14 protein-coding genes are annotated in these 15181 nt (G+C 72.5%); 7 read left to right on the top strand and 7 right to left on the bottom strand.

Annotation, left to right across the window (positions count from 1 at the left end; all coding sequences use genetic code 11):
• The first annotated feature begins 15 nt into the window (after positions 1-15).
• Together MXD57_RS26915 and MXD57_RS26920 are read left to right on the top strand one after the other, a co-directional pair.
• The gene (locus MXD57_RS26915) at positions 16-429 is read left to right on the top strand and encodes a DUF742 domain-containing protein (RefSeq protein WP_250404628.1); all 414 of its coding nucleotides are present in this window, start codon (positions 16-18) and stop codon (positions 427-429) included.
• 42 nt (positions 430-471) lie between these two features.
• Complete coding sequence (locus MXD57_RS26920; protein ID WP_250404629.1) at positions 472-1074, top strand: GTP-binding protein; 603 nt, start codon at positions 472-474, stop codon at positions 1072-1074.
• A gap of 9 nt (positions 1075-1083) precedes the next feature.
• Here MXD57_RS26920 and MXD57_RS26925 read toward each other — a convergent pair whose 3' ends face one another.
• Complete coding sequence (locus tag MXD57_RS26925) at positions 1084-1512, bottom strand: PPOX class F420-dependent oxidoreductase (RefSeq protein WP_250404630.1); 429 nt, start codon at positions 1510-1512, stop codon at positions 1084-1086.
• Positions 1513-1604: 92 nt separating this feature from the next.
• Between MXD57_RS26925 and MXD57_RS26930 the strand changes: the two genes are divergently transcribed.
• Together MXD57_RS26930 and MXD57_RS26935 are read left to right on the top strand one after the other, a co-directional pair.
• On the top strand, positions 1605-2015 hold the full coding sequence (locus tag MXD57_RS26930; protein ID WP_250404631.1) for a roadblock/LC7 domain-containing protein: 411 nt from the start codon (positions 1605-1607) through the stop codon (positions 2013-2015).
• 125 nt (positions 2016-2140) lie between these two features.
• Positions 2141-3262, top strand: a complete 1122-nt coding sequence (locus MXD57_RS26935) for a DUF6397 family protein (RefSeq protein WP_250404632.1) — start codon at positions 2141-2143, stop codon at positions 3260-3262.
• Here MXD57_RS26935 and MXD57_RS26940 read toward each other — a convergent pair.
• Both MXD57_RS26940 and MXD57_RS26945 read right to left on the bottom strand, forming a co-directional pair.
• Positions 3199-4068, bottom strand: a complete 870-nt coding sequence (locus tag MXD57_RS26940; RefSeq protein WP_250404633.1) for an acyl-CoA thioesterase — start codon at positions 4066-4068, stop codon at positions 3199-3201. The two genes, MXD57_RS26935 and MXD57_RS26940, sit on opposite strands and share 64 nt — an antisense overlap.
• 19 nt (positions 4069-4087) lie before the next feature.
• A complete protein-coding gene (locus MXD57_RS26945) occupies positions 4088-6601 on the bottom strand; it encodes a DEAD/DEAH box helicase (protein WP_250404634.1) in 2514 nt (837 codons plus the stop codon).
• 145 nt (positions 6602-6746) lie between these two features.
• Between MXD57_RS26945 and MXD57_RS26950 the strand changes: the two genes are divergently transcribed.
• Entirely contained in the window at positions 6747-7541 is a 795-nt protein-coding gene (locus tag MXD57_RS26950; RefSeq protein WP_250404635.1) for a metal-dependent hydrolase, read from the top strand.
• 14 nt (positions 7542-7555) lie between these two features.
• On the opposite strand, the gene MXD57_RS26955 is transcribed toward MXD57_RS26950, so the two are convergent.
• The 4 genes from MXD57_RS26955 to MXD57_RS26970 form a co-directional block, all read right to left on the bottom strand.
• Positions 7556-7819 (bottom strand): type B 50S ribosomal protein L31, encoded by a 264-nt coding sequence (locus MXD57_RS26955; RefSeq protein WP_250404636.1) that lies wholly within the window; start codon positions 7817-7819, stop codon positions 7556-7558.
• Between the two features lie 42 nt (positions 7820-7861).
• A complete protein-coding gene (locus MXD57_RS26960) occupies positions 7862-8332 on the bottom strand; it encodes a DUF5709 domain-containing protein (protein ID WP_250404637.1) in 471 nt (156 codons plus the stop codon).
• A gap of 585 nt (positions 8333-8917) precedes the next feature.
• Positions 8918-10699 (bottom strand): ABC transporter ATP-binding protein, encoded by a 1782-nt coding sequence (locus tag MXD57_RS26965; protein WP_250404638.1) that lies wholly within the window; start codon positions 10697-10699, stop codon positions 8918-8920.
• Positions 10696-12522, bottom strand: coding sequence for an ABC transporter transmembrane domain-containing protein (locus MXD57_RS26970; RefSeq protein WP_250404639.1), 1827 nt, complete (start codon positions 12520-12522; stop codon positions 10696-10698). The genes MXD57_RS26965 and MXD57_RS26970 overlap by 4 nt, the downstream gene beginning before the upstream one ends.
• Positions 12523-12745: 223 nt before the next feature.
• Here MXD57_RS26970 and MXD57_RS26975 point away from each other — a divergent pair, with 223 nt between their 5' ends.
• Positions 12746-13474, top strand: coding sequence for a L,D-transpeptidase family protein (locus MXD57_RS26975; protein ID WP_374114754.1), 729 nt, complete (start codon positions 12746-12748; stop codon positions 13472-13474).
• 55 nt (positions 13475-13529) lie between these two features.
• Positions 13530-15152: a peptide-N4-asparagine amidase gene (locus MXD57_RS26980; protein ID WP_250404640.1), complete on the top strand. Its 1623-nt coding sequence runs from the start codon at positions 13530-13532 to the stop codon at positions 15150-15152.
• Positions 15153-15181: the final 29 nt, after the last annotated feature.

A 15181-nucleotide genomic window follows, 5' to 3' on the forward strand; every position in this document is an offset into this window, starting at 1 on the left:
GGAAGAGCGGAAGCGATGATCGACATGCCGCCCGGCCGTCCGGGCGAACCGGGCATCCAGTGGTACGACGGCGAGGCCGGCCCGCTGGTACGCCCCTACGCCATGACCGGCGGACGCACGCAGCCCGGCCCCTCCGGGGTGAGCTTCGACCTGATCGCCCTCGTCACCCTCGACCCGGCCGCACCGGCGACGGACGACGACACGCTGCTGGGACCCGAACACCGGGCCCTGGTCGACCTGTGCCGCCTGGAGACGCAGTCCGTCGCCGAACTCGCGGCCGGGGCGGACCTGCCGGTGGGCGTGGTCAGAGTGCTCCTCGGCGACCTGCTCGAACTGGGCCGTGTCACCGTCCGCCGCCCGGTGCCCCCGGCCCAGTTGCCGGACGAGCGCCTTCTGCGCGAAGTCATCGAAGGGCTGCGGGCGCTGTAGATGAACCCTGTGGAACCCAACTCACGCCGAGAGAAGTGATCAATGGTCTCCGAGCACTCCGACGCAGCGGCCGACACGTCCGCCCTGGCGCTGAAGATCCTCGTCGCCGGCGGCTTCGGTGTCGGCAAGACGACCCTGGTCGGCGCCGTCAGCGAGATCCGTCCGCTGCGCACCGAGGAACTGCTCAGTGAAGCCGGCCAGTCGGTGGACGACACCGACGGCGTGGACCACAAGGTCACCACGACCGTCGCCATGGACTTCGGGCGTATCACCATACGCTCCGGCCTCTCCCTGTACCTCTTCGGAACGCCGGGGCAGGACCGCTTCTGGTTCCTGTGGGACGAACTCTCCCAGGGGGCGCTCGGCGCCGTGGTCCTCGCCGACACCCGGCGCCTGGAGGACTGCTTCCCGGCGGTCGACTACTTCGAGCACCGGCGCATCCCGTTCGTGGTGGCCGTCAACTGCTTCCCCGGAGCGCGCGGACACGGCGCCCACGATGTGTCGCGGGCCCTCGACCTGGACCACGGCACACCGGTCGTCCTGTGCGACGCGCGCGAGCGGGACTCGGGCAAGGAGGTGCTGATCCGGCTCGTCGAGTACGCCGGGCGGATGCACACCGCCCGGCTCCTCGACTCCGTGGGCTGAGCGGTCCGCTCAGGCGGCCAGGTCCTTCACCGCCACCACCTTGTCGATGGTGACCCTGACCAGCAACTCGCCCGGCACGCCGTTGCGGGCCCCGTACTCCTCGGCGCGCTCCTCACCCATGTACCGGGCGGCGATTCGGGTGGCCCACGACCGCACGTCCTCCAGGTCCTCCGACAACCGGGCCCGGCCGCTCAGCACCACGAAGTGAAAGGGCGGCCGGTCGTCGTCCACGCACAGGGCGATCCGTCCGTCACGGGCGAGATTGCGCCCTTTCACGGTTTCCTTGCCGGTGTTGAACACCAGTTCGTCCCCCTCCAGCAGAAACCAGATGGGGGCCACATGCGGGCTCCCATCGGCGCTGACGGTGGACAACTTGCCGGTTCGGGTGCCGTTCGAGACGAACGCCCGCCATTCCTCATCGGTCATCTTCTGTGCCATACGCCCATCCTGCTTGCCCGGACGCTGGTCGTGGGGAAGGCTGGCGGGCAGATCCTCCGGCCAGGAGGGGATGTCGCACGGGGAGACGGAACATGGCGCAGAACCAGGGACTCGGCTGGCTCCTGGACGACCTGACCCAACGAGTGGACCATGTGCGGCACGCGCTGGTCCTGTCCAACGACGGGCTGGTCACCGGAGCGAGCACCGGGCTCCGCCGGGAGGACGCCGAACATCTGGCCGCCGTGGCCTCCGGACTGCACAGCCTGGCGAAGGGTTCCGGGCGCCACTTCGGCGCGGGCACCGTCCGGCAGACCATGATCGAGTATGACGACGCCGTGCTGTTCGTGACCGCGGCCGGCACCGGTAGCTGCCTGTGCGTGCTCAGCGGCGCCGAGGTCGACATCGGCCAGATCGCCTACGAGATGACCCTGCTCGTCAATCGCGTCGGCGAGCACCTCGGAGTGGACGCCCGTCAGCCCGACCACCCCGCGACGGACCTCTGACCTGCGTGTTCTCCTGAACCTTCGAGTTGTCCACAGGCGTATCGCACCTCGCGGAATTCTGGCTACGGTGTGTGGACGGGCAACGCACAGGGCGTGAGCCATCCACTCCACGGGGGAGTACCACCATGCCGGACCGCACCCTTGTCCCCGCCGTCCCCGCCGTCCCCGCCACCTGCTCACCGAGCCGGGCCGCTCGCGAACTCGGCCTCAGGCGAGCCGAGTTCGACCTCGCCGTTCATCTCGGCCGGATCCGGACGGTGCCCGACGAAGGCGGAGGCACCGGCCGCGGGGTGGAGCGGGCCGAGATCGAGCGGCTGCGCGCCCAGTACGGCTTTCCCAGCAGTCTGCGTGAGCACGTACGGGTGGTGGGCACGGCACAGGGCGCCGCGCTCATGAGGATCGCCGAGGGCAGGTTCACCCGGCTCGCCCGCCTGGGCCTGCTGGTGCCGGTCCGCTTCCATCTCAACCGCTATCGCGCCGTGGTCTGGCTGTATCTGGCCGAGGAACTCGAGCAGTTCGCGACCGGCGCGGAGAACGCCCGCCTGCTCAAGGGGCGTACGCCCGAGACCCTCAGGGCACAGCTTGCGACCGGGGTGGATCTGCGGGCCCGCAACTGGCGGGGACGGCACTTCGGATTCCTGCTGCGACAGACCGGGGGTCCCTGGCCCCGGGCGGCGGCGGTGGCCGCGTTCCTGGCGCCCGCCGAGGTCGCGGACGTCGTCCGGGACCCCCGCGAACGAGCTGTGCTGGAGCGGCTCCGGCCCGCCCCGCCCGCCCACGGCGCGCCGGGCTCCTCCTTCGCCCACCTCGCCGAGCACCTCATGACCGCGCAGGACTCCGACGAGATCGGCTGGCTCCGCAGCGAGCTGGCGCAGGCGACGCGAGAGGCTCGCGCCCAGTCACCCGCCCCGCGGCCGCCGGCTCCGCTCCCGGAACCCGCGGAGCGCGCTCCCGCGGAACGGGACGGGTCCGGGCGACCCGTGCCCGGGATGTCCGGAGGGGCCGCGCGGGGCGGGCCCGCCCGAGAACTCCGGGCGGCGGCACGCGCCGCGATCGCGGCGCCTCCCGACCCGGCCGCTCTGCGCCGGGCCCGTGCCGCCGGGCGGGAAGCGTCCCGCCCCACCCGCGGGCTTCGGGCGTGGCTGCACCGCGCGAACTCCGGGTCCGCGCCGCGGACACCGCGCTACAGGGTCCGGAACAGACCTTCCTGCACGACGGAGACGAGCAGCCGGCCGCGCACGTCGTAGATGCGGCCGCGGGCCAGCCCGCGCCCACCGGTGGCGACCGGGGACTCCTGGTCGTACAGGAACCACTCGTCCGCGCGGAACGGCCGGTGGAACCACATGGCGTGATCCAGCGAGGCCATGTCGAAGTTCCGCGCGCCCCAGAGGGGTTCGACCGGAATGCGCACCGCGTCCAGCAGCGTCATGTCACTGGCGTACGTCAGGGCGCAGGTGTGCACCAGCGGATCGTCCCCGAGCGGACCGACCGCGCGCATCCACACGGCACTGCGCGGCTCGGCCCCCTGGATCTCCTCGGTGTTCCAGCGCAGCCGGTCCACATAGCGGATGTCGAACGGCTGGCGGCGCGCCATCCGTTCCAACCGCTCCGGCAGCTCGCCCAGGTGCTCGCGGATCTCCTCGGTCACCGTCGGCAGGGACTCCGGTTCCGGCACCTCGCGGGCGGGCGGCAACTGGTGCTCGAAGGGTCCTTCCTCGGGCTTGTGAAAGGAGGCGGTGAGATTGAAGATCGTGCGGCCCTGCTGCACGGCCGTGACCCGTCGGGTGGTGAACGACCGGCCGTCGCGCACTCGTTCCACCTGGTACACGATCGGCACCCCCGGCCGGCCCGGGCGCAGGAAGTACGCGTGCAGCGAGTGCACGGGGCGCTCGCCGTCCGTGGTGCGCCCGGCGGCGACCAGGGCCTGCCCCGCCACCTGGCCGCCGAACACCCGCTGCAGGGACTCCTGCGGGCTCCGGCCACGGAAGATGTTGACCTCGATCTGCTCCAGGTCGAGCAGGTCGACCAGCCTTTCGGCGGGGTTCGTCGTCATCGGTGGAGTTCTCCCGTGCTCACAACTGGCCGACTTCGGTGACGCGGACGACCGCACGCCCCTCGGCGTCGGAGGCGGCGAGGTCGATCTCCGCGCTGATACCCCAGTCGTGGTCCCCGTTCGGGTCGTCGAAGATCTGCCGGACCCGCCACAGGCCGTTCTCCGGCTCTTCCTTGATCACCAGCAGCTTGGGGCCACGGGCGTCGGGGCCGGTGCCGAGGTCCTCGTACTCGTCCCAGTACCTGTCCATCGCCTCGCCCCACGCGTCGGCGTCCCAGCCGGCCTCGGCGTCCAGCTCGCCGAGGTCCCCGACCTGGTCGAGAGCGGCGAGTTCCACCCGGCGGAACATGGCGTTGCGGACCAGGACCCGGAAGGCGCGCGCGTTGGCGGTGACCGGCTTGACCTCGTCGGCCTTCTCCTGGGCCTCCTCGGCGGTCATCTCCTCCGGGTTGGCCAGTTGCTCCCACTCGTCGAGCAGGCTGGAGTCCACCTGGCGGACCATCTCGCCGAGCCACTCGATCAGGTCCTGCAGGTCCTCGGACTTCAGGTCGTCCGGGATCGTGTGGTCCAGGGTCTTGTAGGCACTGGCGAGGTAGCGCAGCACGATGCCCTCGGTCCGGGCCAGCTCGTAGAAGGACACCAGTTCCGTGAAGGACAGCGCGCGTTCGTACATGTCGCGGATCACGGACTTCGGCGACAGCGGATGGTCGCCGACCCACGGATGGCTCTTGCGGTAGGTGTCGTAGGCGTGGAAGAGCAGCTCCTCCAGCGGCTTCGGGTACGTGACGTCCTGGAGGCGCTCCATGCGCTCCTCGTACTCGACCCCGTCGGCCTTCATCGCCGCGACGGCCTCACCGCGGGCCTTGTTCTGCTGGGCGACGAGGATCTGCCGGGGGTCGTCCAGCGTGGACTCGACGACGGACACCATGTCGAGGGCGTAGGAGGGCGACTCGGGGTCGAGGAGCTCGAACGAGGCCAGCGCGAAAGTGGACAGCGGCTGGTTCAGGGCGAAGTCCTGCTGCAGGTCGACCGTGAGCCGGACGATGCGGCCCTCGGCGTCCGGCTTGTCGAGCTTCTCCACGATCCCGCCGTCCAGCAGCGAACGGTAGATCGCGATGGCCCGCCGGATGTGCCTGAGCTGCTGCCGGCGCGGCTCGTGGTTGTCCTCCAGGAGATGGCGCATCGCCTCGAACGCGTTGCCGGGCCGGGCGATCACCGAGAGCAGCATCGTGTGCGTCACCCGGAACCGCGACGTCAGCGGCTCGGGCTCGGAAGCGATGAGCTTCTCGAACGTGTTGTCCGTCCAGGCGACGAAGCCCTCCGGAGCCTTCTTGCGCACCACCTTGCGGCGCTTCTTGGGGTCGTCGCCCGCCTTGGCGAGGGCCTTCTCGTTCTCGATGACGTGCTCGGGCGCCTGCGCCACGACGAGTCCCGCGGTGTCGAAACCGGCCCGCCCGGCCCGGCCCGCGATCTGATGGAACTCGCGGGCGCGCAGCGTACGGACCCGGGTGCCGTCGTACTTGGTGAGAGCCGTGAACAGCACGGTGCGGATGGGCACGTTGACGCCCACGCCGAGGGTGTCCGTACCGCAGATCACCTTCAGCAGGCCGGCCTGCGCGAGCTTCTCCACCAGGCGCCGGTACTTGGGCAGCATGCCGGCGTGGTGGACGCCGATGCCGTGCCGGACGTAGCGGGAGAGGTTGCGGCCGAACTTCGTGGTGAACCGGAAGTTGCCGATCAGCTCGGCGATCCGGTCCTTCTCCTCACGCGTGCACATGTTGATGCTCATCAGCGCCTGCGCCCGCTCCACGGCCTGCGCCTGGGTGAAGTGCACGATGTACACCGGTGCCTGCCTGCTTGCCAGCAGGTCGGTCAGTGTCTCGGTGAGCGGGGTGAGCTCGTACTCGTACGAGAGGGGCACCGGGCGGGTGGCCGAGCGGACCACCGAGGTCGGGCGGCCGGTGCGGCGGGTGAGGTCCTTCTCGAAGAAGGACACGTCACCCAGGGTGGCGGACATCAGGATGAACTGCGCCTGCGGGAGCTCCAGCAGCGGAATCTGCCATGCCCAGCCGCGGTCGCCCTCCGCGTAGAAGTGGAACTCGTCCATGACGACCTGGCCGACATCGGCGTTCCTGCCGTCGCGCAGCGCGATGGAGGCCAGTACCTCGGCGGTGCAGCAGATCACCGGCGCGTCCGCGTTCACGGAGGCGTCGCCGGTCAGCATGCCGACGTTCTCGGTGCCGAACAGCTTGCACAGCTCGAAGAACTTCTCGGACACCAGTGCCTTGATCGGGGCGGTGTAGAAGGTGACCTCGTCCCGGGCCAGCGCGGCGAAGTGGGCGCCGGCGGCGATCATGCTCTTGCCGGAGCCGGTGGGTGTCGAGACGATCACGTTCGCCCCGGACACCACCTCGATCAGCGCCTCCTCCTGGTGGGGATAGAGGGTGAGGCCGCGCTCCTGTGCCCACGACTCGAAGGCTTCGTACAGGGCGTCGGGGTCGGCGGTCGGCGGGAGCTGATCGATGAGGGTCACGCCCCCATCTTGCCTGGCCTCGTGCCCGAGGGGGGAATCGGCTGCGAGGACGAAGATCACTGCGGCTACGCTGTGTCGCCGACGACGCGTCAGCGCTCCAGGTCAACGGGGCGGCGGCACACGAGGAATGGGGCGGGAAGCGGCCATGATGGGACCAGCACACTCACTGTCGGGGGCCGCGGCCTGGCTCGGCGTCGGAGCGGCCGCCGCCGCGGCCGGACATCCGATGCCCTGGCCCGTCCTCCTCGTCGGCGCCCTGATCTGCGCCGGAGCCGCGCTCGCCCCGGACCTCGACCACAAGGCGGCCACCATCTCCCGGGCCTTCGGGCCGGTCTCCCGGTGGATGTGCGAAATCGTCGACAAGCTCTCCTACGCCGTCTACAAGGCGACCAGGAAGACGGGCGACGCCCGCCGCTCGGGCGGCCACCGCACGCTCACGCACACCTGGCTGTGGGCGGTCCTCATCGGTGCGGGCAGCTCCGGCGTGGCGGTCGCCGGTGGCCGCTGGGCGGTGCTGTCGATCCTCTTCGTGCACATGGTGCTCGCGATCGAGGGCCTGCTGTGGCGGGCGGCCCGCGGGTCCAGCAGCGACGTACTGGTCTGGTTGCTCGCGGCGACCAGCGCGTGGATCCTCGGGGGAATACTGGACGATCCCGGCAACGGTGCCGACTGGCTGTTCACGGAGCCCGGGCAGGAGTACCTGTGGCTCGGTCTGCCGATCGTGCTGGGCGCCCTGGTCCACGACATCGGGGACGCCCTGACGGTGTCGGGCTGCCCGATCCTGTGGCCGATCCCGGTGGGCCGCAAGCGCTGGTACCCGCTGGGGCCGCCGAAGGCGCTGCGTTTCCGGGCCGGGAGCTGGGTGGAGCTGAGGGTGCTGATGCCCGCGTTCATGCTGCTGGGCGGCGCCGGGGCCGCGGTCGCGCTCAACGTGGTCTGACGCGCCGCCGCCCCTCAGGTCTCCCCGCCGGCTCCGCTTGCCCCGAAGCGGCGTTCGAAGCGGGCGACGCGGCCCTCGGCGTCCACCGTGCGGGCCTTGCCCGTGTGGAAGGGGTGGCTCTCGGAGGAGATCTCCACGTCGACGACCGGGTAGGTCTCGCCGTCGTCCCACTCGATGGTCTGCTCACTGCCGGCGGTGGAGCGGGTGAGGAAGGCGTATCCGGCGGAGCGGTCCCGGAAAACCACGAAGCGGTAGTCGGGGTGCTTGTCCTTCTGCATGGCGGCTCCTCGCGCGGGGCGGTCGGGCAGGGGGCGCCCGATTCAGCCGGAGAGGGTGTCCTCGTCGACGATGTGCATCGCGGCCTCCTCGGCGGATGCGGCGGCGCCGTCGATACCGACGTCCGTGGCGACGAGGGCGCTCTCCTCGTCCTCGTGCGCACCCTCGTCCGGGGCGACCAGGCGGCCGGAGCGGGAGGCGCCGACCTCGTTGTCGAGGAGTTCGCCGTCCGTCCCGTCGCAGTCACCGATGCCGTCCCCGTCGGGGGCGGCGGGTTCGGGCAGCTCTTCGGCGAGCCGCTGGTCCAGCGTCTCCCCGGTCAGGCGTTCGCCCGCCGTCACTCCGGTGTGCTCCACCGCCCACGGCCGCTCGGGAGGGGACCAGCCCCGGTCGAGAGGGTCGTCGACACCGTCGAAGTCGAGAGTGTCCTCGGCGTCGAGGATTCCCGAGTCCTCCCGGATCTCCGAGGGATCGGGCTGGTAGACGTCATCCCCCCATCCGTCGGCGCTGTCCACGGGTACCTCCATGTGGTGAGGACGGCCTTGTGCCCCCAGGAGGGGCAGTGCGCCGTCGGCACGCTCGGCGCCGCCTGCGTACGCCGGGACCCGACGGGTTCCCGGCCGTCCCCCGAGCCGGTGCCGCTTTCCAGCCTTCCACCCCTGTTCGCTCCCGCGCAACGGCACGGGTCGTGGCACGGGGTCGCACACCCGGGACGGACGGTACGGAACCGCCGTCACGGCCCGCCCCCGGGTGCCCGCCGGGACCCGACCACGGACCCCGTCGCCGAGCGGCCCACACTCCGTCCGGCCCCGCGTGCCGCGGTACGGTCCGCGTGCCCGGCCACCGCCCGGCCAGCCCTTCCGGCCGCGCCTCGGGCCGCGCCCACGGCCCGGGCCGCGCCCCACCTCCGCCCGCGCTCGCGACCACGGCTGTGCCCGCGGGTCCGGACGCGCCCGCGAGCCGAGGCGGTGACGAGCGCGCCCAGCCCGGGCACCGCCCCGCCCGGCACGCCGGTGCCGTGCCGGCGGACTCGCGATACCGGCTCCGCCGGCCCGCCCACGCTGTCCACCGTCCCGGCGTCCCCGCGGAGCCCCGGCCCCTCATCCGTGCCAGGACCGCCACAGCGCCGCGTACGCCCCGTCCGCGGCGACCAGCTCCGTATGGCTGCCCAGCTCACTGATCCGGCCGCCTTCCACGACGGCGATCACGTCGGCGTCATGGGCCGTGTGCAGCCGGTGCGCGATCGCGACCACCGTGCGGCCGTCCAGCACACGTGCCAGCGAGCGTTCCAGATGCCGGGCCGCGCGCGGGTCGAGCAGCGAGGTCGCCTCGTCCAGGACCAGGGTGTGCGGGTCGGCCAGCACCAGCCGGGCCAGCGCGATCTGCTGGGCCTGCGCCGGGGTCAGGGCCAGCCCGCCGGAACCGACCTCGGTGTCGAGTCCGTCGTCCAGCGTCCGGGCCCAGCCGTCCGCGTCGACGGCGCCCAGCGCCGCCCAGAGCTCGGCGTCGGCGGCCGCGGTCCGTGCGAGCAGCAGATTGTCCCGAAGGGAACCCACGAAGACGTGATGCTCCTGGTTGACCAGGGCGACGTGCGAGCGGACGCGTTCCGCGGGCATCCGGGACAGCTCCGCGCCGCCCAGGGTCACGCGCCCGTCCCGGGGCGCGTAGATCCCGGCGAGCAGCCTGCCCAGGGTGGACTTGCCGGCGCCGGACGGACCGACCAGGGCCAGCCGGGTGCCCGGAGCGACCTCGAGGGACACCTGGCGCAGTACGTCGACGCCCTCGCGGTAGCCGAAGCGCACCCGGTCGGCGTGGACGTCCCGGCCACCGGGGGCCACCGAGGCGTCCCCGGCGTCCGGCTCGATGTCCCGTACGCCGACCAGACGGGCCAGCGACACCTGGGCCACCTGTACCTCGTCGTACCAGCGCAGAATCAGGTTCACCGGATCGACGAGCATCTGCGCGACGAGCGCGCCCGTCGTCAGCTGGCCGACCCCGATCCAGCCCCGCAGCACGAAGAAGCCGCCCACCATCAGCACCGAGCCGAGCACGGTGACATGGACGGCGTTGATGACGGGGAAGAGCACGGACCGCAGCCAGAGGGTGTAGCGCTCCCAGGCGGTCCACTCCTTGATCCGCCGCTCCGACAGGGCGATGCGCCGGTCGCCCAGGCGGTGCGCCTCCACGGTGCGGCCGGCGTCCACCGTCTCGGCGAGCGCGGCGGCGACGGCGGCGTACCCGGCCGCCTCCGAGCGGTAGCCGGAGGGGGCCCGCCTGAAGTACCAGCGGCACCCCACCACCAGCACCGGGACCGCGAGCAGCACGGCCGCCGCGAGCGGCGGGGCCGTGACCACCAGACCGCCGAGCAGCAGCAGCGCCCACACCACGCCGATGGCGAGCTGCGGCACGGCCTCCCGCATGGCGTTGGCGAGGCGGTCGATGTCGGTGGTGATGCGGGACAGCAGGTCACCGGTGCCCGCCCGCTCCAGCACGCCCGGTGGCAGCCCCACCGAGCGGACGAGGAAGTCCTCGCGCAGGTCGGCCAGCATCCGCTCGCCGAGCATCGCACCCCGCAGCCGCACCTGCCTCACGAACACGGCCTGCACGAGCAGCGCGACCACGAACAGCCCGGCGGTCGGGCCCAGACGCAGCTCCCGCGCACCGTCCGACACCCGCTCGACGAGGCCGCCGAGCAGGTAGGGCCCCACCATGGAGGCGATCACGGCCACCGTGTTGACGGCGACGAGCAGCAGGAAGGACCGGCGGTGCCTGCGGAACAGTTCGGCCACATAGGCGCGGACGGTCGCGGCCGCGCCTACGGGCAGGGTGGTGGCGGTCGTCGGGGCCGCCGGGTCGTACGCCGGTGGCGCAACGCCGATCATGCGCTCTCCTCGATGTCGTCCAGCGTGCCCGAGGCACCCAGGAGGGCCCCCTGCCCGGGAAGTTCCTGTTCGGCCCCGGCCGCCGTCCGCTCATCGCCGGTCTCCCGTGTCACCACGGCCCGGTACCGCGGCTCCGTGTCGACCAGTTCGCGGTGCACCCCGACCGCCACGACCTCGCCGCCGTGGACCAGGACGACCCGGTCCGCGTGGTCGAGCAGCAGCGGGGAGGACGTGAACACCACCGTCGACCGTTGCGCACGCAGCCGCCGCAGCCCCCGCGCGATCCATGCCTCGGTGTGCGAGTCGACGGCGGAGGTCGGCTCGTCCAGGACCAGCACCTCGGGGTCGGCGATGAGCGAGCGGGCCAGGGCGAGCCGTTGGCGCTGGCCGCCCGAGAGGGAGCGGCCCCGCTCGGTGACACGGGAGTCCAGCGGGTCTGCGGCGCCCAGTGAGCCCTGCACCAGCGCGTCCAGCACGTCCTCGCAGCGGGCGGCCGCCAGCGCGTCCTCGGCCCTTACCGCACCGGAGGCGGGCACGTCGAGCAGCTCGCGCAGCGTTCCGGACAGCAGCACCGGGTCCTTGTCCTGGACGAGGACCGCCGCGCGGGCGCTGTCGATGGGGAGTTCGTCGAGCGGCACGCCGCCGAGCAGCACCGACGGACCGGCCTCAGCGGGGTGGCCGCCCAGGCGTTCCGCCAGCCGTCCGGCCGCGTCGGGGTCGCCGCACACCACCGCGGTGAGCAGGCCGGCGGGCGCCAGCAGTCCGGTGGCCGGGTCGTACAGGTCACCGCACGGCACCTGAGCGCCGCGCGCTCCGCCGGCGTCCGTGGACCGCCGCAGTGACAGCACGCGTGCCGCCCGCCTGGCCGAGGGGCGCGAGAAGGAGTACGCCATCGCGATCTCCTCGAAGTGCCGCAGAGGGTAGTTGAGCACCATGACCGCGCTGTAGACGGTGACGAGTTCGCCGACCGTGATCCGGCCCTGACGGGCCAGGTGGGTGCCGTGCCAGACCACCGCGATCAGCAGCAGCCCGGGAAGCAGCACCTGGATCGCCGAGATCACGGACCACATCCGGGCGCTGTGCACGGCGGCGTGCCGTACCTCCTGGGAGGCGCGGCGGTAGCGGTCGAGGAAGAGCTCCTCGCCGCCGATGCCGCGCAGCACCCGCAGGCCGGCCACCGTGTCCGCGGCCAGCTCGGTGGCCCGGCCGGCCTTCTCGCGCTGCACGTCGGCCCGCCGGGTGGCCCGGGGCAGCAGGGGCAGCACGGCGAGCCCGACGACCGGCAGACCCACGGCGACGACCACGCCGAGGGCGGGCTGGTAGACGACCAGGCCGACGCAGACCACGACGACGGTGAGCGCGGCGGCGGTGAACCGGGATACGGCCTCGACGAACCAGCCGATCTTCTCCACGTCGCCGGTGGACACGGCCACCACCTCACCGGCCGCGACGCGGCGGGTGAGCGCGGAGCCGAGCCGGGCCGCCCTGCGGGCCAGCAGTTGCTGGACCCGGGCGGCGGCGGTGATCCAGTTGGTGACGGCGGACCGGTGCAGGAAGGTGTCGCCGACCGCGATGGCCGTGCCGCACAACGCCATCAGACCCCCCGTCAGGGCCAGCCGGCCGCCGGAGCGGTCCACGACGGCCTGGACGGCGAGACCGACGCAGAAGGGGAGCGCGGAGACGGCGACGAAGTGCAGCAGGCCCCAGGCCAGCGCCTTGAGCTGGCCGCCGAGCTGGTTGCGCCAGAGCCACCACAGGAGGTGGGGACCCGAACGCGCGTCCGGTACGCCCGGATCGGGGTACGGAAGGTCTTGGATTCGCATGACGTCCCAGTGGCTCGTGTCAGAGAGGGTGGTGGAGCGGTGACAAGCCGTGAAAGGGTCGCGTCGCGGACCGGGGAATCTCAACCGGTTTTCCCCGGGTGGCGCACGCGGTTCGCCTGGTTCCGGCCAGGCGCGGGCCGTCGGCGGCACAGGCCCTGACCCGGAAGAGTGAATGTCCGGAAGGTCGCACGATGCCCCGGCGGCCGATGCCAGCATGGGCGGCGTGCGGAGCGACGGTGCGCGGGGTGCGGCATGGGTGGTGACGGCCGCCGCGATGCTGCTCGCCGCCCTGGCCGCCTGCGGCTCCCCGGGGGGCGGCGTCCACGCCGGGGAACCGGGCGGCCGGGCCGGCACGGACGGGCACGACCCGCGCCGCGTCCCGGGCATCGGCCCCGAGGTGTGGCGGCGCGTCCCGGCCGGTTCCGGACAGGTGGTGGCCGTCTACGGCGACGGCAGGGACTCGGCGGACTCCACGGTCGCGCTCTACACCAGGCACGGCGGGGCGTGGCGGCGCGTCCGTGACTGGCCGGCGCACAACGGCAGGAAGGGGTGGACGGGGGACCACCACGCCGGCGACCGGCGCAGCCCGGTCGGGGTCTACACCCTCAGCGACGCCGGCGGTGTGCTCGATGATCCGGGCACCGAACTGCCCTACACGCAGGACCGGTCCTTCGCCGCCCCGCGCTGGTGGGCCAGGCCGTACTGGCACGACTTCGACTACGTCATCGCCATCGACTACAACCGCGTCCGGGGCACCCCGCCGAACGACCCGCGACGGCCCGAGGGCGAGGCGAAGGGCGGGAGCATCTGGCTGCACCTGGACCACGGCAGCGGTACGTCGGGCTGTGTCAGCGTGTCCGGCCAGGCCATGGAGTTCCTGCTGCGCGAGCTGGACCCGGACCGGCATCCCGTGGTGGTGATGGGGGACAGGGCGGATCTGGCGGGGCGGTGAGGATGGCGCCACGCCGCATTGCGGCCCGGTCCCGAATCGCCGTAGAACCGGGCTCATGAGAAGACGGATAGTCATGTCCATGCTCGCCGGGGCGGCTCTCCTGGCGAGCACGCTCTTCGGCACCGGCGCGGCGACCGCCGAGACGGCTGCACAGGCCGCCGACGCTCCCGCGGAGTTCGGCACCGACTGGCACGACCCCGTGACCGCCGCTCCCCCCGTCACCCGGCCGCACACCAAGTCCTGCCAGGTCACCCTGGCCGAGCACCAGTTCCGTGACTTCACCCCCTACCGCGGCGCGTACACACCGCCGCGGGGCTGCGGCGAGCACTGGAGCAAGGTCGTCCTGCGGCTCGACGGGAAGGTGAAGGGCCGTCAGTTCGACCGCCTCGGCTACCTGCACGTCGGCGGTGCCGAGATCCTGCGCACCTCGACACCGGAGCCGTCGCCCGAAGGCGTCGAATGGCGCGTCGAGAAGGACGTCACCCGGTACGGCGACATCTTCCGCGGTCCGCGGGACGTCGAGATGCTCATCGGGAACGTCGTGGACGACACCTACACCGGCGTCATCGACGTCAGGGTGACCCTCACCTTCTACCGCGGCCGCCCCGAGACGCCGGCACCCGACCGCGTCCTCACCCTCACCGGCGCGGCGGACGCCACCACCCTCACCACCCCACGCAACAGCGAGCGCATCGTCGCGGAGGTGTACGCGACCGGATCGGGGGGCGGCTGCGAGGAGTTCTGGTACCTGACCGCGCCCGACCCGGCCGCCTACTCCTGCAGGGCCGGCCACGGCCCTTACCGCGAGGTGCAGATCAAGGTCGACGGACAGCTCGCCGGAATCGCCGCGCCGTTCCCCCATGTGTGGACCGGCGGCTGGTCCAACCCCTTCCTCTGGTACGTCCTCCCGGCGCCGCGCGCCTTCGACGTCCGGCCCGTCGAGTACGACCTCACGCCGTTCGCCGGGCTCCTCAACGACGGCCGACCGCACCGGGTGGAGGTCTCCGTCGTGGGCGTGCCCGCCGGCCGGTCCGGGTGGAGCGCCCCCGTGAACGTGCTGGTGTGGCGGGACGCGCATCGCGAACACGTCACGGGAGCACTCACCCGGTCCGAGGCGACCGACGTCGCGGACTCCTCGGTGTACACGCCGGGTGCGGAGAACCGTGTCGACACCGACGCCGGACACCGGCTCACCGTCTCCGGCCACCTGAACACCTCGCACGGTCGCGTGACCACCACCGTCACCCGCGCCCTCGCCAACACCTCCGCGCACCGCTGGACCGACGGCGAGGACACGGACGCACTGGACGCGGTCTGGGCGGACGACGAGACCGTCACCGTGGAGGGAGCCGGCCCCGAGCGGACGACACGCACCCATCGGACGTACACCGTGAACGGCGCCGTCACACTCGGCGCGGACGGCCGGCTGCGCACCGTGCTCACCCTGGGCGACCGGGCCACGGTCGTGCGGCACGAGAGCGGCCGGCGCGCCGTCCGGTCGCGGCTCGACGACACCTACAGCGGCGACGCCGCGTACACGGTCGACGTACCGCGCGACCAGCGGCACGCGGTCGGCACCTCGAACGAGCGGTACCGCGTGCACGGCCCGGCGGGATGCTGGGACCGATCGCTGGGCACGGCGCAGGGCGCGCTGACGGAGGACCGTCGCCGCTGCTGAGGCCGAGGGCCGTCCCCGCTCCCGCGGCG

Source organism: Streptomyces cellostaticus (genome assembly GCF_023630175.1).
Lineage (GTDB): Bacteria > Actinomycetota > Actinomycetes > Streptomycetales > Streptomycetaceae > Streptomyces > Streptomyces cellostaticus_A.

Bases quoted from the DNA above. Each gene is read 5' to 3' on its own strand.
- MXD57_RS26980 (WP_250404640.1), top strand. From the start codon at position 13,530: ATGAGAAGACGGATAGTCATGTCCATGCTCGCCGGGGCGGCTCTCCTG.
- MXD57_RS26950 (WP_250404635.1), top strand. From the start codon at position 6,747: ATGATGGGACCAGCACACTCACTGTCGGGGGCCGCGGCCTGGCTCGGC.
- MXD57_RS26955 (WP_250404636.1), bottom strand. From the start codon at position 7,819: ATGCAGAAGGACAAGCACCCCGACTACCGCTTCGTGGTTTTCCGGGAC.
- MXD57_RS26965 (WP_250404638.1), bottom strand. From the start codon at position 10,699: ATGATCGGCGTTGCGCCACCGGCGTACGACCCGGCGGCCCCGACGACC.
- MXD57_RS26970 (WP_250404639.1), bottom strand. From the start codon at position 12,522: ATGCGAATCCAAGACCTTCCGTACCCCGATCCGGGCGTACCGGACGCG.
- MXD57_RS26940 (WP_250404633.1), bottom strand. From the start codon at position 4,068: ATGACGACGAACCCCGCCGAAAGGCTGGTCGACCTGCTCGACCTGGAG.
- MXD57_RS26920 (WP_250404629.1), top strand. From the start codon at position 472: ATGGTCTCCGAGCACTCCGACGCAGCGGCCGACACGTCCGCCCTGGCG.
- MXD57_RS26935 (WP_250404632.1), top strand. From the start codon at position 2,141: ATGCCGGACCGCACCCTTGTCCCCGCCGTCCCCGCCGTCCCCGCCACC.
- MXD57_RS26925 (WP_250404630.1), bottom strand. From the start codon at position 1,512: ATGGCACAGAAGATGACCGATGAGGAATGGCGGGCGTTCGTCTCGAAC.
- MXD57_RS26930 (WP_250404631.1), top strand. From the start codon at position 1,605: ATGGCGCAGAACCAGGGACTCGGCTGGCTCCTGGACGACCTGACCCAA.
- MXD57_RS26915 (WP_250404628.1), top strand. From the start codon at position 16: ATGATCGACATGCCGCCCGGCCGTCCGGGCGAACCGGGCATCCAGTGG.